15 protein-coding genes and 2 pseudogenes are annotated in these 21,975 nt (G+C 72.1%); 10 read left to right on the top strand and 7 right to left on the bottom strand.

Annotation, left to right across the window (positions count from 1 at the left end; all coding sequences use genetic code 11):
• The first annotated feature begins 17 nt into the window (after nt 1–17).
• Both Q2K19_RS16935 and Q2K19_RS16930 read left to right on the top strand, forming a co-directional pair.
• Entirely contained in the window at nt 18–341 is a 324-nt protein-coding gene (locus Q2K19_RS16935) for a hypothetical protein (RefSeq protein WP_302762208.1), read from the top strand.
• A 77-nt stretch (nt 342–418) separates the two neighbouring features.
• On the top strand, nt 419–802 hold the full coding sequence (locus tag Q2K19_RS16930; protein ID WP_302762207.1) for a hypothetical protein: 384 nt from the start codon (nt 419–421) through the stop codon (nt 800–802).
• 129 nt (nt 803–931) lie between these two features.
• On the opposite strand, the pseudogene Q2K19_RS33525 reads toward Q2K19_RS16930, so the two are convergent.
• A pseudogene (locus Q2K19_RS33525) lies at nt 932–1,129 on the bottom strand (cellulose 1,4-beta-cellobiosidase); the annotation flags it as partial.
• 417 nt (nt 1,130–1,546) lie between these two features.
• Between Q2K19_RS33525 and Q2K19_RS16925 the strand changes: the two are divergent.
• Both Q2K19_RS16925 and Q2K19_RS16920 read left to right on the top strand, forming a co-directional pair.
• Nucleotides 1,547–2,557 (top strand): hypothetical protein, encoded by a 1,011-nt coding sequence (locus Q2K19_RS16925; protein WP_302762205.1) that lies wholly within the window; start codon nt 1,547–1,549, stop codon nt 2,555–2,557.
• Complete coding sequence (locus Q2K19_RS16920) at nt 2,544–3,305, top strand: class F sortase (RefSeq protein WP_302762203.1); 762 nt, start codon at nt 2,544–2,546, stop codon at nt 3,303–3,305. The genes Q2K19_RS16925 and Q2K19_RS16920 overlap by 14 nt, the downstream gene beginning before the upstream one ends.
• Before the next feature lie 68 nt (nt 3,306–3,373).
• On the opposite strand, the gene Q2K19_RS16915 is transcribed toward Q2K19_RS16920, so the two are convergent.
• Nucleotides 3,374–8,440 (bottom strand): NAD-glutamate dehydrogenase, encoded by a 5,067-nt coding sequence (locus Q2K19_RS16915; protein WP_302772187.1) that lies wholly within the window; start codon nt 8,438–8,440, stop codon nt 3,374–3,376.
• Nucleotides 8,441–8,728: 288 nt separating this feature from the next.
• On the opposite strand from Q2K19_RS16915, the gene Q2K19_RS16910 reads away from it, so the two are divergent.
• The 6 genes from Q2K19_RS16910 to Q2K19_RS16885 all read left to right on the top strand — a co-directional run bounded on the left by Q2K19_RS16910 (nt 8,729) and on the right by Q2K19_RS16885 (nt 16,499).
• Complete coding sequence (locus Q2K19_RS16910) at nt 8,729–10,696, top strand: penicillin-binding transpeptidase domain-containing protein (RefSeq protein ID WP_302772185.1); 1,968 nt, start codon at nt 8,729–8,731, stop codon at nt 10,694–10,696.
• A gap of 385 nt (nt 10,697–11,081) precedes the next feature.
• Nucleotides 11,082–11,516, top strand: coding sequence for a hypothetical protein (locus Q2K19_RS16905; RefSeq protein WP_302772182.1), 435 nt, complete (start codon nt 11,082–11,084; stop codon nt 11,514–11,516).
• The gene (locus Q2K19_RS16900; RefSeq protein ID WP_302772181.1) at nt 11,513–14,548 is read left to right on the top strand and encodes an alpha/beta hydrolase; all 3,036 of its coding nucleotides are present in this window, start codon (nt 11,513–11,515) and stop codon (nt 14,546–14,548) included. Before Q2K19_RS16905 ends, Q2K19_RS16900 begins: the two co-directional genes overlap by 4 nt.
• A gap of 143 nt (nt 14,549–14,691) precedes the next feature.
• Nucleotides 14,692–14,901 (top strand): hypothetical protein, encoded by a 210-nt coding sequence (locus Q2K19_RS16895; protein ID WP_302772180.1) that lies wholly within the window; start codon nt 14,692–14,694, stop codon nt 14,899–14,901.
• A gap of 38 nt (nt 14,902–14,939) precedes the next feature.
• The gene (locus tag Q2K19_RS16890; RefSeq protein ID WP_302772178.1) at nt 14,940–15,725 is read left to right on the top strand and encodes a PhzF family phenazine biosynthesis protein; all 786 of its coding nucleotides are present in this window, start codon (nt 14,940–14,942) and stop codon (nt 15,723–15,725) included.
• A 3-nt stretch (nt 15,726–15,728) separates the two neighbouring features.
• Complete coding sequence (locus Q2K19_RS16885; RefSeq protein ID WP_302772176.1) at nt 15,729–16,499, top strand: 2OG-Fe(II) oxygenase; 771 nt, start codon at nt 15,729–15,731, stop codon at nt 16,497–16,499.
• A gap of 55 nt (nt 16,500–16,554) precedes the next feature.
• On the opposite strand, the pseudogene Q2K19_RS16880 reads toward Q2K19_RS16885, so the two are convergent.
• The 5 genes and pseudogenes from Q2K19_RS16880 to meaB form a co-directional block, all read right to left on the bottom strand.
• Nucleotides 16,555–17,550, bottom strand: a pseudogene (locus tag Q2K19_RS16880) (arginase family protein); the annotation flags it as partial.
• Nucleotides 17,551–17,616: 66 nt separating this feature from the next.
• Nucleotides 17,617–18,522, bottom strand: coding sequence for a tetratricopeptide repeat protein (locus Q2K19_RS16875; RefSeq protein WP_302772173.1), 906 nt, complete (start codon nt 18,520–18,522; stop codon nt 17,617–17,619).
• A 189-nt stretch (nt 18,523–18,711) separates the two neighbouring features.
• Nucleotides 18,712–20,400 (bottom strand): acyl-CoA mutase large subunit family protein, encoded by a 1,689-nt coding sequence (locus tag Q2K19_RS16870; protein ID WP_302772170.1) that lies wholly within the window; start codon nt 20,398–20,400, stop codon nt 18,712–18,714.
• A gap of 96 nt (nt 20,401–20,496) precedes the next feature.
• The gene (locus tag Q2K19_RS16865; protein WP_302772168.1) at nt 20,497–20,910 is read right to left on the bottom strand and encodes an Asp23/Gls24 family envelope stress response protein; all 414 of its coding nucleotides are present in this window, start codon (nt 20,908–20,910) and stop codon (nt 20,497–20,499) included.
• 86 nt (nt 20,911–20,996) lie between these two features.
• Entirely contained in the window at nt 20,997–21,932 is a 936-nt protein-coding gene (gene meaB / locus Q2K19_RS16860; RefSeq protein ID WP_302772563.1) for a methylmalonyl Co-A mutase-associated GTPase MeaB, read from the bottom strand.
• Between the last annotated feature and the right edge of the window lie 43 nt (nt 21,933–21,975).

Genomic DNA, 21,975 nt, shown 5'->3' with positions numbered 1-21,975 from the left:
GGGAAGGGACGAACGCCATGTCCGACCACCGCGAGCACCGCCACCACGACCGCGAGTCGTACGACCCGCTGGTCGAGGAGACCGAGGAGGAGCGGCAGCGCTCCGCGGCGGCCCGGCTCTTCGACATCCGCCGGGTGATCGGTGGGCTGTTCGTCGTGTACGGGCTGATCGTGGGCCTGATGGGGCTCTTCGACTCGTCCGCCGAGATCGACAAGGCGCAGGGCGTCCGGATCAACCTCTGGGCCGGGCTGGTCATGCTCGTCTTCGGCCTGCTGATGCTGGCCTGGCAGTGGGTCCGGCCGAACGAGGCGCCGGCGCCGCACCGCGGCGAGGAGCGCTGACCCGACCGCCGGCGGCATGCCCCGGCTCGCACGGGGTACCCCAGGTGGATCACGGAACGGGACAGGAGGGCAGCAGCATGGCGGATCGTGACCGTTACGGCCAGCGGCCGTTGGAGGAGACCCCCGAGGTGGCTGCGGCCGTGGACGACGACAGCACGGTGCCGCAGCTGCGCAGCGGCGGCACCGATCCGGACAATCCGGTCTTCACCGAGCCCGACGGCGCGGTGCCCGACACCGGATCGCCGGACCTCCTCGGCGACCCGTACGCGGCCGGAACCGGGGCGACCGGCACCGGCACCGGGGCCGGCGGGGACAACATCCGCACCGGCGCTGAGCAGCCGTGGGAGCCGGAGGACCTGGTGATGGCCCGGGGCCAGGACCTCACCGCGGAGAACCTCGAGCGGGCCCGCCGCGACCTGGCCGAGCTGGGCCGGGCGGCGATCGAGAAGACGGTCCCCTGACGGACGGCCGGGACCCCTGGCCGTCCGACGTCGACCAGGGGCCCGGGGAGCCCGCGCGGCAGTGCCTCACTCCCGCCGCCGCGGGCGGGCCCGGCCACCGCGGTCAGGAGAGCGGCGGGTAGGCCGCTCGGCATGCGGCAGGGCGCCGGTCAGGTTCTTGCCGGTGCGGGCGCTACCGGTGTAGGTCGGGTCGCACATCCGGTCGAAGCCCTTGCCGTCGTCGGTCGGAATGGCGGTGTTGGAGCCGTCCGACTCGCCCGGGGCTTCCCCCAGGCGTTCGCGTCGATGCCCGCCTCGGGGTTCGCGGGGACGCTCACCGAGACCCGACTCCGGCCGTTGACGTAGGTGTTGCCCTCGACCTCCCAGCTCGCGGTGCGGCTCCCCGAACCGCGCGCCTTGATAGGAGCGCTTCCATGGCAATGGGTCGATGTATTCGACCTCTACGCGGGTGGGCGCCCCAGAGGCGGCGAAACGGACGGCCGGTCGCGAAAGCCCGCAGACCCGCAACGGTCGACACGACCCGGCACGGGCCGCCCGACCAGCCCAGCCGCGTCGGGACGACCCGGCACGGCACAGCGGATCAGCGACGGGTGAGCACGACCACGAAGGCCTCCTATGCCCCCCAGCGTCAGAAAACTCCAATACGCGAATCTTTCCTCGGATAAGTCGCGAAACGGTCTAACGTCGGGCGTAGCTCGACCAACGTCGGGCTCAGGACAAACAGGGGATGGAGTGACGCTGGTCATGGGAACGAAGATGCTCAGGAAGCTCGTTGCGGGCGCTGCTCTCGGCGGCGCGTCCCTGCTGCTGTTCTCGCCCGGGGCGGCAAACGCGGCCGCGAGCGGCGCGTACGCGGGCACTGTCGCCAAGCCGCAGGTAAGTCTTCTTGACTTCTGCCCTGGCGACCATGAGGACTGGGACCACAAGGACTGGGACCGCAAGGACTGGGACCGCAAGGACTCGGACTACAAGGACTGGGACCGCAAGGACTCGGACCGCAAGGACGAGGACCGCAAGGACCACGACGGCAAGGACGCCGACCACGGCCCCGACGGCAAGGAACAGCACGGCCGCGACGACAAGGGCAAGGACGGCAAGGACGACCACGGCAAGGACGGCAAGGACGACCACGGCAAGGGTCCGGACGGCCGTGGCGACTACCAGGAGCAGTACGGCGGCGGCCAGCCCCCGGCGCCGGGCGGCTCGGGTGGCGGCATGGTCGCCGCCGACCAGCCGGGCCAGGGCGACTGGAAGGACCCGAAGGACTCGGGCAAAAAGGACGACAAGTCGGGCAGCGACTGGCAGAGCCACGACGAGTACGGCCAGGACGCGGAGTCGGACTACGGCCAGAAGGACAAGGACAAGGACAAGGACAAGAAGGACGACAAGTCCAGCCACGACGACTGGAACAACAAGGACAAGGACAAGGACAAGAAGGACGACAAGTCCGGCCACGACGACTGGAGCGACAAGGACGACCACGGCAAGGACGACAAGTCCAGCCACGGCGACTGGAGCGACAAGGACGACCACGGCAGGGACGAGAAGTCCGACAAGGACCGCGACAAGGACCGCGACAAGGACCGCGACCGGAAGGACTGCATGCCGCGTGGCCACGTCGACGGTGGTGACGGTGGCATGACCACCACCAGCCTGGACGGCAAGATGGCCGCCAGCGGGGTGGGCGTCATCGGTGCCGCCGCCCTGGGCGGCATGGTGCTGCTGCGTCGGCGTCGGGCCGATGACCTGGCCTGACGAGACGGCGACACGGGCCGGCGGCCGTCACGGGAGACCGTGGCGCGCCGCCGGCGCCGCCGTCGTCGTCCTGCTCGCCATGGTGGGCTCCGCCCTGGTCGGCGCCTCCTTCCGGACCACGCCCCCGCCCCGGCCGCCCCAGCCGATCGCCCAGGCCGGGCCCGCCGATTCGGCCCCCGCCACCACACCCGGCTCGGCCTCCGCCGCGCCAAGTGCCGGCACGGACACCGCCGAGCAGGCGGCCACCGGCGACGGGTCCACGCCGGCCCCGGACATGGCACTCGCCGGGCTGCCCCGGTCGACCCCGACCACGGTCACGATCCCCCGGATCGGGGTGAACGCCCAGATCATGAGCCTCGGCCTCAACGCGGACGGCACCGTGCAGGTGCCGCCGCTGAGCCAGGCCATGACGGCGGGCTGGTACTCGCTGGGGGCCAGCCCGGGTGAGGTCGGCAACGCCGTCATCGTCGGCCACGTCGACTCGGCCCAGCTCGGGCCGGCGGTCTTCTTCAACCTCGGTGCGCTCCAGCAGGGCGACACCATCAGCCTCAGTCGGGAGGACGGCTCGACGGCGACCTTCACCGTCGACGACGTGAGGTCGTACCCGAAGACGGCCTTCCCCACCGATCTGGTCTACGGCCCGAACGACAAGCCGGGTCTGCGGGTGGTCACCTGCGGGGGCGACTTCGACCAGAACAGCCGCAGCTATCTCAACAACATCATCGTCCTGGCCAGCATGACGCCGTGAGGCGAGGAACGGGCGCGGCCCGGTGGTCGGGTGACCGACCACCGGGCCGCGCCGGCGTCCGTGACGGCTCAGGCCGCGGCCGAGGTCCGCACCAGGGTACGGATCTGCCGGAGCAGCACCGACAGGGCGGACAGGTCGGCTCGGGACTCGTCGAACTCTCCCATTGCCCGGTGCGCCCGGTGGATCGAGGTGGCGTTCGCCTGCTCCCACTCCTGCACCCGGTCCACCGGCGGCAGGTTGTCCGGGGTGGAGCCGAGGACCTCCGCGGTGAGCGCGGCCAGCGCGGCGTACAGGTCGTAGCGCAGCGCCATCCGGGCCAGCGTCTGCCAGCGGTCCTCCCGCGGCAGCAGGGAGATCTTCGACAGCAGGGCGTCCACCCGGAACCGGTCGGAGAGGACGAAGTAGACCGAGGCCACCTCGTTCACGTCGCGGCCGGTCGACTGGGCGGTCTCCACCACGTCCAGCAGGCCGAAGCTGTACATCAGCCGGGTCGCCTGCTCGGCCAGCTCGCGGGGCAGCCCCTTCTCGGTCAGCGAGTCGATGTGGGCGGCGATCGCCTCCCGCTCGGTGCCGTAGAAGAGGTGCTCCAGGTCCGGCAGGAGCCGGGCCACGCCGTCCCGCAGCCGGGCGATCTCCGCCGGCACGTCGATCGGCGAGCGCCGGTTGGTGACCAGCCAGCGCACCGCGCGGTCGAGCAGCCGGCGGGAGTCCAGGTAGACGCTGGTCTGCAGCTCCGGCGAGATCCTGTTGTCCAGCGCCTCGACCGCGGCCCAGAGCTCACGCAGCCCGAACACCTCGCGGACCACGACGTACGCCCGCAGCACGTCCGCCGCCGACGCGGCCGTCTCCTCGACGACCCGGAAGACGAACGAGATGCCGCCCCGGTTGATCGCCTCGTTCACCAGCACCGTGGTGACGATGTCCCGGCGCAGCCGGTGCTGGCCCATCCGGTCGGCGAACCGCTCCCGCAGCGGGGTCGGGAAGTAGTTGACCAGGACGTCGGTCGTCCACTCCTCGTCCGCCAGCCCCTCGCCGACGATCTCGCGTTCCAGCACGATCTTCACGTACGCCAGCAGCACCGCGAACTCCGGCGCGGTCAGGCCGTTCTCGCTGCGGACCGCCAGCTCCTCGTCCGGCGGAAGCGCCTCCAGCGCCCGGTCGAGCTGGCCGGACCGCTCCAGCTCGTTGATCATCCGCCGGTGCACCGGGAGCAGCGAGGCGGCCTGCGCCTGGGCATTGTTGATCGCCCGGGCCTGGTCGTAGTTGTCCCGCAGCACCAGCTCGGCGACCTCGTCGGTCATCTCGGCGAGCAACTCGTCCCGCGCCGGCACGGTCAGCGCGCCGTCGGCGACCGCCGTGTTGAGCAGGATCTTGATGTTCACCTCGTGGTCGGAGCAGTCCACGCCGGCCGCGTTGTCGATGAAGTCGGTGTAGATGCGGCCGCCGGCCGAGGCGTACTCGATCCGGCCGTGCTGGGTGAAGCCCAGGTTGCCGCCCTCGCCGACCACCCGGCAGCGCAGGCTCTTGCCGTCCACTCGGATGGCGTCGTTGGACTTGTCCCCAACCTCGGCGTTGGTCTGCGTGGACGCCTTCACGTAGGTGCCGATGCCGCCGTTCCAGAACAGGTCCACCGGCGCGCTGAGAATCGCCTTCATCAGCTCCTGCGGCGACATCTGCTCGACGCCCTCGTCGAGGCCGAGCACCGCGCGCACCTGCGGCGAGACCGGCACCGACTTGGCGGTACGCGGGTAAACCCCGCCGCCGGCCGAGATCAGCTCGGGGTTGTAGTCCTCCCAGGACGATCGGGGCAGATCGAACAGCCGCTTCCGCTCGTCCCACGAGGTGGCCGCGTCCGGGTCCGGGTCCAGGAAGATGTGCCGGTGGTCGAAGGCGGCCATCAGCCGGATGTGCTTGGACAGCAGCATCCCGTTGCCGAACACGTCGCCGGACATGTCGCCGACGCCGGCCACGGTGAAGTCCTGGGTCTGGGTGTCGTGCCCCAACTCCCGGAAGTGCCGCTTCACCGACTCCCAGGCGCCCCGGGCGGTGATGGCCATCTTCTTGTGGTCGTAGCCGGCCGAACCGCCGGAGGCGAACGCGTCGCCCAGCCAGAAGTTGTGCGCGGCGGAGATCTCGTTGGCGATGTCGGAGAACGTGGCGGTGCCCTTGTCCGCCGCCACCACCAGGTAGGGGTCGTCGCCATCGTGCCGGACCACGTCCTCCGGCGGCACGATCTCCCCGCTGGCGATGTTGTCCGTGACGTCCAGCATGGCGCCGACGAACTCCTTGTAGCAGACCACCGCCTCGTCCCGGTCGCCCGGCTTCTGCTTCAGCACGAAGCCGCCCTTGGCGCCCACCGGCACGATCACGGCGTTCTTCACCATCTGCGCCTTGACCAGGCCGAGCACCTCGGTGCGGAAGTCCTCCCGCCGGTCGGACCAGCGCAGACCGCCCCGGGCCACCGGCCCGAACCGCAGGTGTACCGCCTCGAACCGGGGCGAGTAGACGAAGATCTCGAACTTCGGCCGCGGCGCCGGCAGCTCCGGGATCGCCTGCGGGTCCAGCTTGAACGCGACGTACGACTTGGGCCGCCCGCCGACCGGCCGCTGGTAGAAGCTGGTCCGCAGGGTGGCCTGGATCAACGTGAGGTAGGACCGCAGGATCCGGTCCTGGTCCAGGCTGACCACGTCGTCCAGCGCCTCGCCGATCGCGCCGACCAGCTCACCGCTGCGCTGCCGCCGTTCGTCCATGCTGGTCGCGCCCGGGGCGAACCGGGTCTCGAAGAGTTCCACCAGCAGCGAGGCGATCCGCGGGTACCCGATGAACGTCTGCTCCATGTATTCCTGGGAGAAGACGGTGCCCGCCTGCCGCAGGTACTTCGCGTACGCCCGGAGGACCACCACCTGCCGCCAGGTGAGCCCGGCCCGGAGCACCAGCTCGTTGAAGCCGTCCACCTCGGCCTCGCCCCGCCAGGCGGCCGCGAAGGCGTTCTCCACGTGCGGGCGCACCTCGCCCAGGTCCTGGTGCGCCTCGGGCAGTTGCAGGCCGAAGTCGTAGAGCCAGATCCGGCCGTCGACCCGTTCCACCTCGTACGGGTGCTCGTCGACCACCTTCACGCCGAGCGAGTGCAGCACCGGCAGGACGGCGGAGAGCATCATCGGCTCGCCGTACCGGTAGACCTTGAACCGGACGTCCATGGTCTCGTCGACCTCGGCGCCCCGGTGGACGCCGTTCGTGCGCCCCGCGACCTGCTTGCGGAACAGGTGCATCTCGAGCTGGCCGGGCTCCTCCAGCAGCTCCAGCTTGGCCAGGTCCTTCATCGCCTCGTACGGCGTGTGCCCGTCCTTGTAGCCCTCCGGGAAGGCGTCGGCGTACCGGGCGAACAGGTGCTTGGCCTGCTCGTCGCCGAGCTTGCGCTCCAGCACCAGCCGGTAGTCGTCGTCCCAGAGCCGGGTGGCGTCGGCCAGCTCCTCGGCGAGCAGGTCGGCGTCGATCTCCCCGGGCGGGTTGGTCGGGTCGGTCCGCACGATGAAGTGCACCCGGGCGAGCATCGACTCGGTCACCCGGGTGGTGTAGTCGACCCCGACGCCGTTCAACTCACGCAGCAGGATGTCCTGCATGCGCAGCCGGTTCTGGGTGGTGAACCGGTCCCGGGGGAGGTAGATCAGGCAGGAGATGAATCGCCCGTACGCGTCCCGGCGCAGGAAGACCCGCAGCTGGCGGCGGCCGGCCATGCGGAGCACGCCGACGGCCGCGTGGTAGAGGTCGTCGGTCTTGATCTGGAACAGCTCGTCGCGCGGGTAGGTCTCCAGGATCTGGAGCAGGTCCTTGCCGGAGTGGCTGCGCAGGCTCAGGCCCGAACGGTCCAGCACCTCGGCCACCTTGCGGCGGACCACCGGCAGCTCCTGCACGCTGGTCCGGTACGCCGCGGTGGAGAACAGGCCCAGGAAGCGCCGCTCCCCGACCACCTCGCCGGCGTCGTTGAAGATCTTGAAGCCGATGTAGTCCAGGTAGGCCGAGCGGTGCACGGTGGCGCGCGAGTTGGCCTTGGTGATGATCAGGAGACGCTTCTCCAGCACCCGCTCGTGTGCCTCGGGGGTCATCGACGACAGCGCCCGGGCCTCCGGCGAGTCGGATCGGAGGATGCCGAGCCCGGTGCCGAGGACCGCCTCCAGCGCCTGGCCGCCGTCCCCGCCGTCGGTGTCGACCAGCCGGTACTCGCGGTAGCCGAGGAAGGTGAAGTGGTCGTGCGCCAGCCAGCGCAGCAGCTCCACCGAGTCGGTGATGTCCTTCTCCGGCACCGGCGGCCGGTTGTCCGAGGTGCGCGCGGCGGCCAGCTCGTCGGCGAGCGCCAGGGCGCGCTGGCGCATCTTCGGCCAGTCCTCGACGGCCTCCCGCACGTCCGTGAGCACCCGCTGGAGCTCCTTGCGGAGCCGCTCCCGCTCGGCCGCGTCGCGGACCGGGTCGATCTCGACCCGCATCCAGCTCTCGACCAGGTCACCGGCGATGGCGTCGTCCGGCTCCACGTCGGCGGAGACCTCGGTCAACCGGCCCAGCGGCTCCCGGCGGACCACCACCAGCGGGTGGACCAGCAGGTGCACGTCGAGGTGGTGGGTGTTGAGCAGCGCGGTCACCGAGTCGACCAGGAAGGGCATGTCGTCGGTGACGATCTCGATGACGGTGTGGTGCTGGTCGGCGTCCGGCTCGTGGATGCGCAGCTTCAGCTCGCCGGGTACGCGCTGCTGGGCCAGGTCCCGGTGGGCCCGGGCGGCGGCGAGCATCTCCTCGGCGGTGAAGCCGATCAGCTCCTCATCCGGCGCGAACCGCCAGAAGCGGCCGACCAGGGTCGCCGCGTCGTGGTCGTCCCCGGCCAGCGCGACCGCCTGGGCGACCAGTCGCTCCGCGTTCGGTACCGGCTCGTCCAGCTCGGCGTCCTCCACGTCGTCGGCCAGGGCCTGCGACGGCAGGCCCAGGTCGTAGAGCGTGTCGACGCTCGAACCGGTCATCCCGGTCACTCCTGTGTCGAGACGGCCGAAACCGTCCCCGTCGGTCGCCGAATCGAAGCTGTCATCGGCCCGGCCGGTGTCATCCTGCCGGAGGTCGGGTCCCGGTTTGATCGCCGGACGCCGGTCCATCGGTGCCACTCCCCTCGACCCACCGCGTTGTGGGTCACTCTCCCGCCAAGCCTAGGCCCTGCCGTTCTGACCGTTCGTCGGCGGACCACTGGCCGGACGTCCGGATCGGGACTTTGTCCGTTCACCTGTTGCGGGTCCGTGGTCTGGCGGTCGCCGAGTACCCGGACTGGCGATGTTCATCACACGGTGCCAGCGGGGTCTTTCCCCTCGCCGAGGCCGGAGCGGGGCGGTGGGGAACGGTCTGCCGTACTAGCGTGCAGGGCAGCTTCGCACCGGAGGAACTGCTTCATGCTCGTGTCCTACCCCGTCCGCCGCCGCCTCTCCCCTCGCCGCCCGGTTCTCGCGGCGCTGGCCGCCACCGTGCTGGCGGCGGGCGCGCTGACCGGCTGCTCCGGCGAGGACGGGCCGGAGCAGAGCGTCGACGCGTTCCTCAAGGGCTGGCGCTCCGGCAACCTCCAGGCGGTGGGCTTCATCGACCCGACCGGGGCCAAGATTTCGGCCGCCGAGGTGACGAACGAGATCAAGGCGCTCTCCGGCGAGCTGGTCGACACCCCGCCGGAGCTGGAGCGCGTCGGCGACGCCACGATCACCGCGGACACGGCGGCCGCGCGGATCCGGCTGACCTGGACGCTGCCGGGCCGGACCCGCTGGGCCTACGAGAGCCCGGTCCGCCTCAAGCGCGGCAGCGACGACCAGTGGCAGGTGATCTGGGAGTCGACGGTGGTCCAGGAGAAGCTGGAGAAGGGTGACCGCCTCGCGCTGCGCCGTGACCCGGCGACCCGGGCCGGCATTCTCGACGCGGCCGGCACCCCGATCGTCGCGCCCCGGCCGGTGGTCCGGGTGGGCGTGCAGCCCAGCGAGGTCACCGACGTGAAGGCGCTGGTGCGGCAGCTCGACGCCGGGTTCCGGGCGATCCGGCCGGCCCTCACCCCGCCGGTCGACCTCTCCGACCTGCCCAAGCGGATCGCCGAGGCCGAGCCCGGCGCGTTCGTCGAGGTGGTGACGCTGCGCGACGAGGCATACCGGCAGATCAAGCCCCGGATCTACGACCTGCCCGGCACCAGGTTCACCGCCGACAAGCTCGACCTGGCCCCGACCCGGGAGTTTGCCCGGGCCCTGCTCGGTTCGGTCGACCAGGCCCAGGCCGACGACCTCAAGGCCCACCCCGACAAGTACGTGGCCGGTGACCTGGTCGGCCATGGCGGCCTCCAGGGCCGGTACGACGACCGGCTGCGCGGCGCACCGGGGCTGACCGTGATCATCGAACGCCGCGCGCCGGACGGCGCCACCACCCCCACCGGGGTGGAGGTGTTCCGCAGCGCCCCGAAGGCCGGCCAGCCGCTGAAGACCACCCTCGACCAGGCCACCCAGAACGCCGCCGACGCGGCCCTGCGCGGGGCGGCCCGCCGCTCCGCCCTGGTGGCCGTACGGATCAGCGACGGCGCGGTGCTGGCCGCCGCGAACGGCCCCGGCCCGGCCGGCGAGAATCTCGCCTTCACCGCCCAGGTGCCGCCGGGCTCGACGTTCAAGGTGGTCAGCGCGCTCGCCCTGCTCGACAAGGGAGCGGTGACGCCGGAGGCCACGGTGGCCTGCCCGAAGACCCGCGTGGTCGACGGCCGCCCGTTCAAGAACTCCGACAACTTCGAGCTGGGGCCGGTCCCGTTCACCACCGACTTCGCCAGGTCCTGCAACACCGCGTTCGTCGCACTGGCCCCGGCTCTCGGGCCGGACGGGCTCGCCACCACCGGCCGCACGCTGGGCCTGGAGGCGGCGTGGGACGTGGGCACGGACGTCTTCACCGGCAAGGTCTCCGCCAACGGCTCGGCCACCGAGCAGGCTGCCGCCGCGATCGGCCAGGGCACCACCGTGGTCAGCCCGCTGGCCATGGCCGGCGCCACCGCCGCCGTGGCCCGGGGGCACTGGGAGCAGCCCAAGCTCGTCCTCGACCCGGCCCCGCAGCGGCCCGCCCCGGCCGGGCCGGCGCTGAAGGCCGAGTCCGTGGCGGCGCTGAAGACGATGATGCGCGCGGTGGTCACCGGCGGCACGGCCAGCGCCCTCGCCGACGTCCCCGGCGGGCCGGTCTACGGCAAGACCGGCACTGCCGAGTACGACAACAACCCGGCGCACACCCACGCGTGGTTCGTCGGCTGGCAGGGCGACGTGGCGTTCGCGGTCTTCGTCGAGCAGGGTGGGTCGAGTACGGCCAGCGCCGTCCCGATCAGCGAGCGTTTCCTCCGCGCCCTGGCGAGGTCCTGATCCGCCCGCGGGGGCCATCACCCTCCGTGATCAACCCGGCCCGTCGTCGGCCGCCCGCCCGCTACCCGGCGTGACCGGCGGCGGCCGGGTCGCCCTCTGTTCCGCCTAGTCCCGTGGGTGGGACCCGCCCGCTTCGGGAAACACGGTGACGCTCCGCCGAAATCGCCAGCATTTCGGCGCCCCGAGCCCGCCACTTTCCGTGTCCACACTCGACCGGAAATATCGGCCGAGGCGCTTCCGGCAATCGCGTGGGAATTGATCCGCCCCCCGCCGAAAATGGCCGCGGCGCGACGGACGCTCATCCGGTCATGGCCATTTGTGCGATCCTTGCCGCCGCCGAATCGCTGGATGATACGGCTTCCGACATCGCCGGGAAGGGGGCACGGTGTTCCCCGACTTCTACGCCACGGCCGCACAGGTTCTGCCGGTGCTGATGCTCGCGCTGATCTGGGAATCACGATTTCTCGATCGCCTGGAGGAGCAGAACAGGCGGTCCCGCCGGGAAGATCCAAAGGGCGTTCTGTTCTGGACCAGGCCGCGCGTACGCGCGTATTCGCTCTTCATCGTCGTCACCATCATGATCGGCACGGCGTTGGCCCTGCTGGTGCTGGCCGAGGCGCTGCCACCCGGCCCGGTACCGCGGACGGTGCTGACCATCTGCGTGCTGCTGGCGCTGGCCACCCTGCTCACCCGCGTGGTCGTGGACGTCGTCGGGGCAACCGCACCGCGCGACCGGGACCGCGCCCCTTCCCTCGACCCGGAACCGGCGGGCCAGCCCCGCTCGCACTCCTCGGTGAGCACCGGGAGTGAGCTCGGATGAACCCGGTCGACCTGGTCTTCGTGCACGGGCTCTTCTCGTCCCGCCGGGCGTGGGAGCCGATGGACCGGCTGCTGGCCGGCGACCCGGACCTGCCTCCGGTGCGGACCCACTTCTTCGAATACGACTCGCAGATCGTCCGGCTCCGCCCTGACCGCCGGATCCCGCACCTGGACGACATCGCGGACCGGCTGGGCACGTACCTCCGCCACGAGGTCGGGGCCGCGGCGCGGATCGTGCTGGTCTCGCACAGCCAGGGCGGGCTGGTGATCCAACGGTTCCTGGTCCGGACGCTGGCCCGGGGCGGCGGCTACGAACTGGGGCGGATCCGCCGGGTGTTGATGTACGCCTGCCCGAATTCCGGATCCCAGTTCTTCAGTTCCCTCCGGCGGCTGACCTTCCCGTGCCGCAATCCCCAAGAACGAGAATTGCGGCCTCTCACCAAGGAGATCGCCGAGACGTCCGAGGCGGTGCAGCGCACCGTCCTGCGCGCCCAGCACCCCGGGCCGCACGAGTGGCCCCTGCCGATCACCGCGTACGCCGGAATTTCCGACAACATCGTCCCGCCGTTCATCGCCACGGGGACCTTCTCGGCGAGCGGGGTGGTTGACGGCGACCATTTCTCGGTGATCCGGCCGAGCACCCGTGACGACTCCCGCTACCTCGCCCTCCGCACGGAGGTGCTCGCCGCCGCCGAGGCCGGGGACCCGCCGCGGGCACCGTCCGACCCCGGTGCGGCGCGGGACGCCGAGGCCGCCCCGGCTACCGTCAGGCCGGTGGGAGCGGCCGAGCCACGCACCGCCCCGGATCCGACCTCCGGCCGGCCGGACCGGGCCGGTCGGATCTCCGTCGAGCCCCCGCTGGGCCGCCTGGATTCGCCGCTCTACGGTCGGGACCAGCTGATCGACGAGGTCACCTCGGACCGACGCAAGCCGGGCCAGCCGCCGTCCTCCGTCCACGTCCTGCACGGCCTGCCCGGCTCCGGCAAGAGCTACCTGGCGCTGGAGATCGCCCGCCGCGCCCGGCGGGCGGGGCGGCAGGTCTGGTGGGTCTCGGCCCAGCGACTCAGCTCGAACATGCGCGAGGTGGCCAGCCGGCTGGGGGCACCCAGCAGCCTGGTCGACCGGGCGTGGTCGGGGGACGCGAGCGCGACCGACCTGGTCTGGCGCTTCCTCGACAAGGCCGAGCAGCAGTGGGTACTGATCATCGACAACGCCGACGAACCGCGGGAGCTCGACCCGGTCGACAACGACCTGACCGACGGCCGGGGCTGGCTGCGACCGCCGCGGAACCCGGCGAACCTGGTCGTCGTGACCAGCCGCGACGGCGACCGGAACATCTGGCCGGCGTGGTCGCGCCGGCACGCGGTGCGGCCGTTGAAGGACAAGGACGGCGCCCTCGTGTTGCTGGACCGGGCCGGGGGTGCGGCCGGCACCGAGGAACAGGCCCGTGCCCTCTCCGCCACGCTCGGTGGCCTCCCGCTCTCGCTACGGGCGGTCGGCGACTATCTGAAGTCCGTCCACACCACCCAGATCTACCAGGGCAAGCAGGTGCAGCGGGACTTCGAGAGCTACCGCAGCAACCTGCAGCAGCGGCTGGAACTGACGCCGGGCGCCCCGAAGCTGGCGGAGCTGACCGGCCTCGGCGTCACCGCCAGCGTCTTCGAGATCTCGCTGGAGCTGCTGGCCAAACGCGGCCTCACGCAGGCCGGCAACCTACTGCGGGTGCTCGCCTGTCTCAGCCAGGCCCCGGTGCCGTACTACCGGCTGCTGGACCAGGAGCTCCTGAAGCGGTCGCCGCTGTTCTCCGAGTTCACCGGCCAGCAGCAGCTGACGGTGCTGGAAGGGCTCGCCGATCTCTCCCTCGTGACGCCGGACGAGCTGGAAGGCGTGCGGAACGAGGACTTCCGCCATGTGCTCTCGCTGCACCCGCTGGTGCACGGGATCCTGCGCGACGACCGCGACCTACGCCAGCAGGCCACCGAGTACTACGCCCTGGCCACCCAGTTGCTGGTGGCGGCGGTCCGCGATCTCAACCCGGACGCCGCGGCGGACTGGGACGGGTGGTACCTGTTGGCCCCGCACACCATCGGCCTGACCCGGGACTACCTCCGCGGCAGCGGCATTCGCTACGAGCGGCTGACCGTGCTGGCCGTCCTGGAGCTGGTACGGCTGACCGCCCGGTACCTGCTCGCCACCGGGCTGGCGCTCTCGGCGGAGGAGATGCTCGCCCCGGTGGTGGACAACTGCCAGGCGTACGACGTCAACCCGGCGGACCGGGAGATCCTCGCGCTGCGCCACGAGCTGGCCCGGGCCGCGCTCGAACAGCAGCGGCCGGCGGAGGCCGAGGCGCTGCTGCGGGAGGTGATCGCCGGCCGGCAGGCGGTGCTCGGCAGCAGGCACGCGGACACCCTGGCGAGCCGCCACAAGCTGGGCCGCGCCATCATGGCGCAGAACCGCTGGGCGGAGGCGGAGAAGGAGCTGACCGAGACGGTGGCGGCCGAGGACAAGGTCCGCGGGCCCGAACACTCGGACACGATGATCATCCGGCACAGCCTGGCCCGGGCCGTCCTGTTGCAGGGCCGGACGAAAGAGGCCGAGGACATGCTGCGCGAGATCCTCGACATCCGGCTCCGGCAGTGGGCGCCGCTCGAACCGGAGACCCTCCTGGTCCGCCTGAGCCTGGCCCGCTGCCTGTTCGACCTGTCCCGCTTCGACGAGGCCGAGGAGCAACTCCGGGCCGGCCTGGCCGGCGTCGGCAAGGAGGAGGCGATCCGTCCGGAGGTGTTCCTGCTCCGGTGGACGCTCGCCCAGGTCCTGATCGCGCAGAACGGCGTCGCCGAGGCGCGCGAGGTGCTGACCCGGCTGCTGGAGGACCGGGAGCGGGTGCTCGGCGAGACACACCCCGACACGGTGGCCACCAGCGAGACGCTCGAGAAGCTCGCCCCGTACGTGCCACCGCGGCAGCCCGGCAAACCGGAACGGGAGCAGGGGGAGCCGACCGGCGACGCGGGCGGGGCGGGAGCCGCCTCGTGACCGGTTCTCCCATTGACGGATTTTGGTCAGACAACTGCCAATGTCTCTCGTCGAACTCATGGCATCCTCCGAATGGAGGTTGTCCTCGTGGCCGCGCCGAATCACGATTTACCCACGTGTCGCTTCATCGCCAGGGGGTCCGGATGTCCAGTGACCAGCACGCACCGGAATCGGCGAGCACGGGACAGGTCCAGCGCCCAGGTCCGGATCGGGCGGCCGAAGCGCTCCGGCAGATCGCCCGCGAGATGTCCAAGGCATACGAAGTGGCGCTGGAAGTCGACCCCCAGCTCTACTTCAGCGGCCGTACGCCCGCGCTGGCCACATCTCCGAGTTTGGCCGATCGGGCGCGCTGACCTGCTCCGGTCGGGCTCCGCCGACAATGGAAGGTGCCATGACCACGAACGGCAGCAGACTCTTTGTCGTCGACGCGTTCACCGACGAGCCGTTCCGCGGCAATCCCGCGGGTGTCGTCATCCTCGACGAGAAACGCGACGAGGCGTGGATGCAGGCGGTGGCGAGCGAGATGCGACATTCGGAGACCGCCTTCGCCCTGCCCGCCGACGGCGGCTGGTGGCACCTGCGGTGGTTCACCCCGACCGTGGAGGTGGATCTCTGCGGCCACGCCACCCTCGCGACGGCGCACGTGCTGGGCGGCCACAGCCGCTTCCGCACCCGCAGCGGCGACCTCACCTGCACGGTCTCGCCGGAGGGCTGGATCGAGATGGACTTCCCCGCCGACCCGCCCACCCCGGTCGAGGCGCCGCCCGGGCTCGACCGGGCACTCGGTGCTGACGTCACCGTGGTCGCGGTCGCCCGCGGGGTCTCCGACCTGCTCGTCGAGGTGGCCGGGCCGCCGGACGTCCGGGCCGTCCGGCCGGACCTGGCAGCGCTGGCCTCGATCCCGGTCCGCGGCGTGATCGTGACCGCGTACGACGACGACCGGGACGTGGTGGTCAGCCGCTGCTTCTACCCGGCGGTGGGCGTCCCGGAGGACCCGGTCACCGGTTCCGCGCACTGCACCATCGGTAGCTGGTGGGCCGAGCGCCGGCAGCGCGACGACCTGCGCGCCGAACAGTTGTCGCCCCGCGGCGGCACGCTCCGGCTGTCCCGCCGTGGCGACCGCATGCGGCTGGCTGGCCGCGCGGTCACCGTGTGGCGCGGCGAGATGTCGGTCTGACGCATGAAGTACGCCGAGGAACTGAACGCGACCACGCTGGGCCAGCTCGCCGAGGGAGACCTGGACGCGATCTGGGTACGCGGCTTCCACTCCCCGGAGCGGTGCCGCGCCGTGCTGCCCCGCGTCGTGGCGGCCTGCGAGCGATCCCACTACACCCTGACCGCCGACTTCCAGAGCATCGGCACCTCGATCGGCGAGGCAGCCGAGTCGGCGGCCGGTGAGCGCCGATACCTGGACACGGCGGCCGAGACCCGCGACCTCATCCGGGACGTGATCTTCGCCGGCCGGCTCTCGCCCCTGGACGAGTTGCGCCTGCGGCTGGACGAGTTGTGGCCGGACGGCGCGACGGTGGCCCGCCACGAGGGGCGCCCGATGCTGCCGGGGATCATCCGGCGCTGGCCGGCCGGCGGGCACGCCAACCCGCACATCGACCAGCGGGCGATCCCCCTGCTCGCCGACCAGCACCTGCAGCGCCGGATCGGCACCAACGTCTACCTGGAGGTCCCTCCGGGCGGCAGCGGCGGGCACGTCGACTTCTGGGGCCGGTGGACCGACGAGGACGAGTACGACAGCCGCCGTCGGGCCGACTACGGCCTCGACCGGGGCGCGTTGGGCGAGCCGCACTGGTCCTGCGAGCCCACCCAGGGTGACCTGCTGATGTTCGACGCCGCCCGGGTGCACAGCGTGCGCCGGGTGGACCGGGGTGCGCGTGCCACCGCCGCCTGCTTCGTGGGCGTCCGGGCACCGGGCCAGCCGCTCGTCCTGTTCGCCTAGCTCCCCCGCCGCCGGCGACCTCCCGCCAGCGGCGGGGAGGCACGTCGTGGGGTCAGCTCACGGCGGCCGCGCCGAGATCCGCCGGCGGGTCGGGCACCGGGGGCACCGGCACGGGCTGCGGCGGCACGACCGCCTCGCCGGCGCTGAGCGGGCGGAGCCCGGCCACCACGGTGTTGACGATGTCGGTGGCGTACGACCCGTCGAGGTCGTAGTCGGGGTCGAAGACGGTCAGCTCGACGCCGAGGCAGTGCGGGGTGGCGACCAGCCCGGAGAGCAGGATCTCCAGCTCGGCGAAGGCGATCCCGCCCGGGTCCGGCGCGTCCACCGCCGGCATCACCGCCGGGTCGAGCACGTCCACGTCGATGTGCACCCAGTAGCCGGCGCAGTCCGCCAGCTGCTCGTGGGCCCACTGGGCGGTGCGGGCGGCCCCCTCGGCGCGCAGCGCCGGCACCGGGCGGGTGGTGATGCCGGCGGCCTGGAGGTCGAGCCGGTACTCGTCCTGCGCCCGGATGCCGAGCACCACCACGTCGACGTCGCGGAAGTAGGGGCGCCGCCCCTCGATGGCGGCCAGGTCGGCCTGCCCCCGGCCGGTGACCAGGGCGAGGTCCTCCCCCGCCGCCGCGCCCACGTAGGAGGCGTTGCCGGGGTGGCGGAAGTCGGAGTGGCCGTCGACGAAGACCAACCCGATCCGGCCGCCGACGGCCTCGCCGAGCCGGTGCATGGCCAGCGCCGAGCCGATCAGCACCGAGCAGTCCCCACCGAGCACCAGCGGGAACTCGCCCCGGTCGATGATCGCGCCGATCCGGTCGGCCAGCGCCACCGAGTACGCCGAGATCTCCGGGGCGTGGCAGACGCCGTCGCCGGGGCGCCAGTCACCGGGGTCGTACCGGGGCGGGGTGAGGCAGCCCGCGTCGCGCGCCCGCAGCCGGGCGAGCAGGTCGTGGTCGCGCAGCGCGCCGGGCGCCTTGCCGCAGCCGGGGACCGAGGTGGACGTGGGCGGGCGCAGGCCGAGGTTGGTCGGGGCATCGAGGACGGCGATCCGGCGCATCATGGGCTCCCGTCCTCGATGGTGGGGCGGGCCGGCCGGTACGCCGGCCCGCGCTGGCGTGCGGTGAACTCAGAACAGGGCGCTGGCCAGGGCGCGGCGGGCCGAGGCCACGGCGGGGTCGTCCGGGCCGGCGATGGTGAACAGGCCGACCAGGTGCTGGCGTACCTTCTCCCGGTCGTCGCCGGAGGTCCGGCGGACCAGGCCGACCAGGCGCTTGTAGGCCTGCTCGGCCAGCCCGCCGAGCACCTCGATGTCGGCGGCCAGCAGCTGGGCGTCCACGTCGTCGGCGTTGGCCGCCGCGGCGGTCAGCGCCGCCTGCGGGTCCGCGCCGGCCACCCGGCGGGCCAGCCCGACCTGGGCCAGCCCCGCCTCCGCCGCCGCGTCCGCCGGGGACTCGGCCAGGATCTTCCGGTACGCCCGCTCGGCCGCGTCGAGGTCGCCGCTCATCAGCGCGTCGTCGGCCTCGTCGAGTCGCGGGTCCTCCGGCTCGGCCACGCTGACGCCGCCGGCCTTGAGGACCGCCTGGATCCACTGCCGCAGCTGCGCCTCCGGCACCACGCCGGAGAAGGCGTCGATCGGCTGCCCGCCGACGATCGCGTAGACCATCGGGATGCCCTGCACCCGGAACATCTGCGCGATGCGCGGGTTGGCGTCCACGTCGACCTTGGCGAGCACCCAGGCGCCGCCGCCCTCCACCGCCAGCCGCTCCAGCACCGGGGAGAGCTGCTTGCACGGCTCGCACCACTCGGCCCAGAAGTCCACGATCACCGGGGTGGTCAGCGAGCGTTCGAGAACCTCGGACTGGAAGGTCGCCTCGGACACGTCGATGACGCTGACCCCGCCGACCGCGCCGCCGGGCGCGCCGGCCGGGGGACCGGACTTGGCCGGCGCCGGGGTGGGGGCGGGGGTGCGCAGTGCGCTGAGGTCGACCGCGCCGCGGGTGAAGATCGACGAGGTCATCCGTGGGTCGCTCATGGTTATCTAGTCTCGCACGTGTCGCGCGGAACTCAGATCAACCGCGACGCCGACAGTTGCAACTCTCACGCCTGCTCACCCCCACCCCACCCCCGCCCCCGCGATCTTGCAGTTTCGGGCCGGGCAAAAGCCGCAGAGGCCGCACCTGGCGGGCCCGAAGTGCAAGATCGCGGGGAGGGGGTGGGTGGGTCAGAAGCGGGCGGGTTCGCGGTAGGTGCCCCACTCGGCGCGGAGGGCGTCGCAAATCTCGCCGAGGGTGGCCTCGGCGCGGACCGCGTCGAGCATGGCCGGGATCATGTTGTCGCCGGTGCGGGCGACCTCGACCATGCGCTGCACGGCGGCCTTGACCGCGGCGTCGTCGCGGCCGGCCTTGCGCTCGGCGAGCACCCGGCGCTGCTTCAGCTCCACCTCGTGCGAGATGCGCAGGATCTCCAGGTCCTTGGCGACCGTGCCGGTGTGGCAGTTGACCCCGACGATCTTCTTCTCGCCCTTCTCCAGCGCCTGCTGGTAGGCGAAGGCCGACTCGGCGATGTGCCCGGTGAACCAGCCGTCCTCGATGCCCCGCAGGATGCCGGAGGCCATCGGGCCGATCTTGTGCGGGCCGTCGCCGCCGAGCTGCCGGATCCGGGCGAAGATCTCCTCCGCCTCCGCCTCGATCCGGTCGGTCAGCGCCTCGACGTACCAGGCGCCGCCGAGCGGGTCGGCCACGTTGGTCACCCCGGTCTCCTCCATCAGCACCTGCTGGGTACGCAGGGCGATCTCGGCCGACTCGTCGGTGGGCAGGGCCAGCGTCTCGTCGAGGGCGTTGGTGTGCAGCGAGTTGGTGCCGCCGAGGACCGCCGCGAGGGCCTCCACGGCGGTACGCACCACGTTGTTGACCGGCTGCTGGGCGGTCAGCGACACCCCGGCGGTCTGGGTGTGGAACTTCAGCCAGAGCGCCTTCTCGCTGGTGGCCCCGTAGACGTCGCGGAGCCAGCGGGCCCAGATCCGGCGGGCGGCCCGGAACTTGGCGATCTCCTCGAAGAAGTCCACGTGCGAGTCGAAGAAGAAGCTCAGGCCCGGGGCGAAGACGTTCACGTCCAGCCCGCGGGAGAGCCCCAGCTCGACGTAGCCGAACCCGTCGGCGAGGGTGTACGCCAGCTCCTGCGCGGCGGTCGAGCCGGCCTCCCGGATGTGGTAGCCGGAGACCGACAAGGGCTTGTACTTCGGGATCTCCCCGGCGCAGTACTCCATCAGGTCGCCGATCAGGCGCAGGTGCGGCTCCGGGTCGAAGAGCCACTCCTTCTGCGCGATGTACTCCTTGAAGATGTCCGTCTGGAGCGTGCCGTCCAGCGTGGACAGGTCGGCGCCCTGCCGCTCGGCGGCGACCAGGTACATGCAGAAGACCGGCACGGCCGGGCCGGAGATGGTCATCGAGGTGGTCACGCCGGCCAGGTCGATGCCGTCGAAGAGCACCTCCATGTCGGCGGCCGAGTCGATGGCCACGCCGCAGTGGCCGACCTCGCCGAGCGACTGCGGGTCGTCGGAGTCGCGCCCCATCAGGGTCGGCATGTCGAAGGCGACGGAGAGCCCGCCGCCGCCGGCCCCGAGGATCATCTTGTAGCGCTCGTTGGTCTGCTGGGCGTTACCGAAGCCGGCGAACTGCCGGATGGTCCAGGTCCGCCCGCGGTAGCCGGTCGGGTAGAGCCCCCGGGTGTACGGGTACTCGCCCGGCCAGCCGATCCGGTCGAAGCCCGGGTAGGCCACGCCCTCCGGCGGGCCGTAGACCGGGTCAACGGTCATCCCGGAGAGCGTGGTGAAGTCCGCGTCCCGCTTGCGGGCGGCGTCGTAGCGGGCCTGCCAGCGGGCCCGACCGGCGGCGATCTCGTCGGCGTCCATGCGCGGAGCTCCTCCTCGAGTCCTCGACTGAAGACCGAGTGTAGAACGGTTGCCTGAACGATCGCTAAGGATGTGCGTACCGGCCGGTAACCTGGGTCAGGTCGAGGGCACCGCCGGCCCGCCCAGGGCCACGTCGTCGACCCGGATGTTGATCTCGTCGACCCGCAGCCCGTACGCCTCGACCGCCGAGGTCACCGCCGAGCGGACCGCGTCGGTCACCTCCGGGACCGGCCGGCCGCCGTCGATCACGATGACCAGGTTGACCACCGCCGCGCCGTTGGTGACGTGCGCCGAGCAGCCGCGCCGGGCGTCGCCGACCTGGTCCAGCCCGACCTTGTCCAGCACGGCGTTGAAGAAGCGGGCCACGTCGCCGCCGAGCTCGGCCACCCCGAGCACGGACTTCGCGGCGGCCACCGCGATCTTCTCCACCACCTCGTCGGAGACGTGCGTCGCACCGCCCGCCACCGCGTCCGGCAGTACCGACAGCTCCTGGGTCGCCTCGTCAGCCATGCTCTCCCCACCACACACACGCGCACCGCCCCACGGGTCCGTGAGGCGGTGCGAGCGTACTAGTTGGGGCGTCCGCAGTGGAGCCCTCAGGCGCCGAGCTGGTCCAGCAGTTCGGTGGCGGCCGCGTACGGGTCGATCGCGCCCTCGGCCACCTTGGCCGCGAGCGTCGGCAGCTGCGTACCGTCGCGGAGCGAGCCGATCCGGTCCCGCAGGGTGCCCAGCGCGATCGCCTCGATCTCGGCGGCGGCCCGCGCCTCCCGGCGGCGGCGCAGCTCGCCGTGCCGCTCCAGCCAGTCGCGGTGCTTGTCGATCGCGGCGGCGATGTCGTCGATCCCCTCGCCGCGCGCGGCGATCGCCCGGACCACCTGCGGCCGCCACTCCCCCGGCCCGCGCTCGCCCAGCGCGATCATGCCCTGGATGTCGCGGACGGTGGCGTCGACGCCGTCCCGGTCGGCCTTGTTCACCACGAAGACGTCGGCGATCTCCAGGATGCCGGCCTTGACCGCCTGGATGGCGTCGCCCATGCCCGGCGCGAGCAGCACCAGCGTGGTGTCGGCCAGCGAGGCAACCTCGACCTCGGCCTGCCCGACGCCGACGGTCTCCACCAGCACCACGTCGCAACCGGCGCCCTCCAGCACCCGGACCGCCTGCGGCGTCGCGGCGGAGAGGCCGCCGAGGTGGCCACGGCTGGACATCGAGCGGATGTAGACGCCGGGGTCGGTGGCGTGGTCCTGCATCCGGACCCGGTCGCCGAGGATGGCCCCGCCGGTGAACGGGCTGGACGGGTCGATGGCCAGCACCCCCACCCGGTGGCCGCGCGCCCGCAGCGCCCGGACCAGCTCGTTGGTGGTGGTCGACTTGCCCACGCCCGGCGAACCGGTCAGGCCGACCACCTGGGCGTGCCCGGCGTACGGCGCGAGGGCCGCCGCGACCTGCGGCAGCACCTCGTCGCCGGACTCGACCAGGGTGATCAGCCGGGCCACCGCGCGGGGGTCACCCGCGCGGGCCCGCTCCACCAGCATCGGTACGTCCCGGCTGCGGCGCACCGATCCGGTGGCCCCGGTC

This window comes from Micromonospora sp. NBRC 110009 (genome assembly GCF_030518795.1).
In the GTDB taxonomy this organism is placed as follows: domain Bacteria; phylum Actinomycetota; class Actinomycetes; order Mycobacteriales; family Micromonosporaceae; genus Micromonospora.
Note: the sequence above shows the minus strand (reverse complement) of the source record. Positions and strands in the feature narration are given on the sequence as shown.

What these genes read in the sequence shown, in the direction of transcription:
- Q2K19_RS16935 (WP_302762208.1), top strand. Translation starts at nt 18, where the DNA reads ATGTCCGACCACCGCGAGCACCGCCACCACGACCGCGAGTCGTACGAC.
- Q2K19_RS16930 (WP_302762207.1), top strand. Translation starts at nt 419, where the DNA reads ATGGCGGATCGTGACCGTTACGGCCAGCGGCCGTTGGAGGAGACCCCC.
- Q2K19_RS16925 (WP_302762205.1), top strand. Translation starts at nt 1,547, where the DNA reads ATGGGAACGAAGATGCTCAGGAAGCTCGTTGCGGGCGCTGCTCTCGGC.
- Q2K19_RS16920 (WP_302762203.1), top strand. Translation starts at nt 2,544, where the DNA reads ATGACCTGGCCTGACGAGACGGCGACACGGGCCGGCGGCCGTCACGGG.
- Q2K19_RS16915 (WP_302772187.1), bottom strand. Translation starts at nt 8,440, where the DNA reads ATGGACCGGCGTCCGGCGATCAAACCGGGACCCGACCTCCGGCAGGAT.
- Q2K19_RS16910 (WP_302772185.1), top strand. Translation starts at nt 8,729, where the DNA reads ATGCTCGTGTCCTACCCCGTCCGCCGCCGCCTCTCCCCTCGCCGCCCG.
- Q2K19_RS16900 (WP_302772181.1), top strand. Translation starts at nt 11,513, where the DNA reads ATGAACCCGGTCGACCTGGTCTTCGTGCACGGGCTCTTCTCGTCCCGC.
- Q2K19_RS16895 (WP_302772180.1), top strand. Translation starts at nt 14,692, where the DNA reads ATGTCCAGTGACCAGCACGCACCGGAATCGGCGAGCACGGGACAGGTC.
- Q2K19_RS16890 (WP_302772178.1), top strand. Translation starts at nt 14,940, where the DNA reads ATGACCACGAACGGCAGCAGACTCTTTGTCGTCGACGCGTTCACCGAC.
- Q2K19_RS16885 (WP_302772176.1), top strand. Translation starts at nt 15,729, where the DNA reads ATGAAGTACGCCGAGGAACTGAACGCGACCACGCTGGGCCAGCTCGCC.
- Q2K19_RS16875 (WP_302772173.1), bottom strand. Translation starts at nt 18,522, where the DNA reads ATGAGCGACCCACGGATGACCTCGTCGATCTTCACCCGCGGCGCGGTC.
- Q2K19_RS16870 (WP_302772170.1), bottom strand. Translation starts at nt 20,400, where the DNA reads ATGGACGCCGACGAGATCGCCGCCGGTCGGGCCCGCTGGCAGGCCCGC.
- Q2K19_RS16865 (WP_302772168.1), bottom strand. Translation starts at nt 20,910, where the DNA reads ATGGCTGACGAGGCGACCCAGGAGCTGTCGGTACTGCCGGACGCGGTG.
- meaB (WP_302772563.1), bottom strand. Translation starts at nt 21,932, where the DNA reads ATGCTGGTGGAGCGGGCCCGCGCGGGTGACCCCCGCGCGGTGGCCCGG.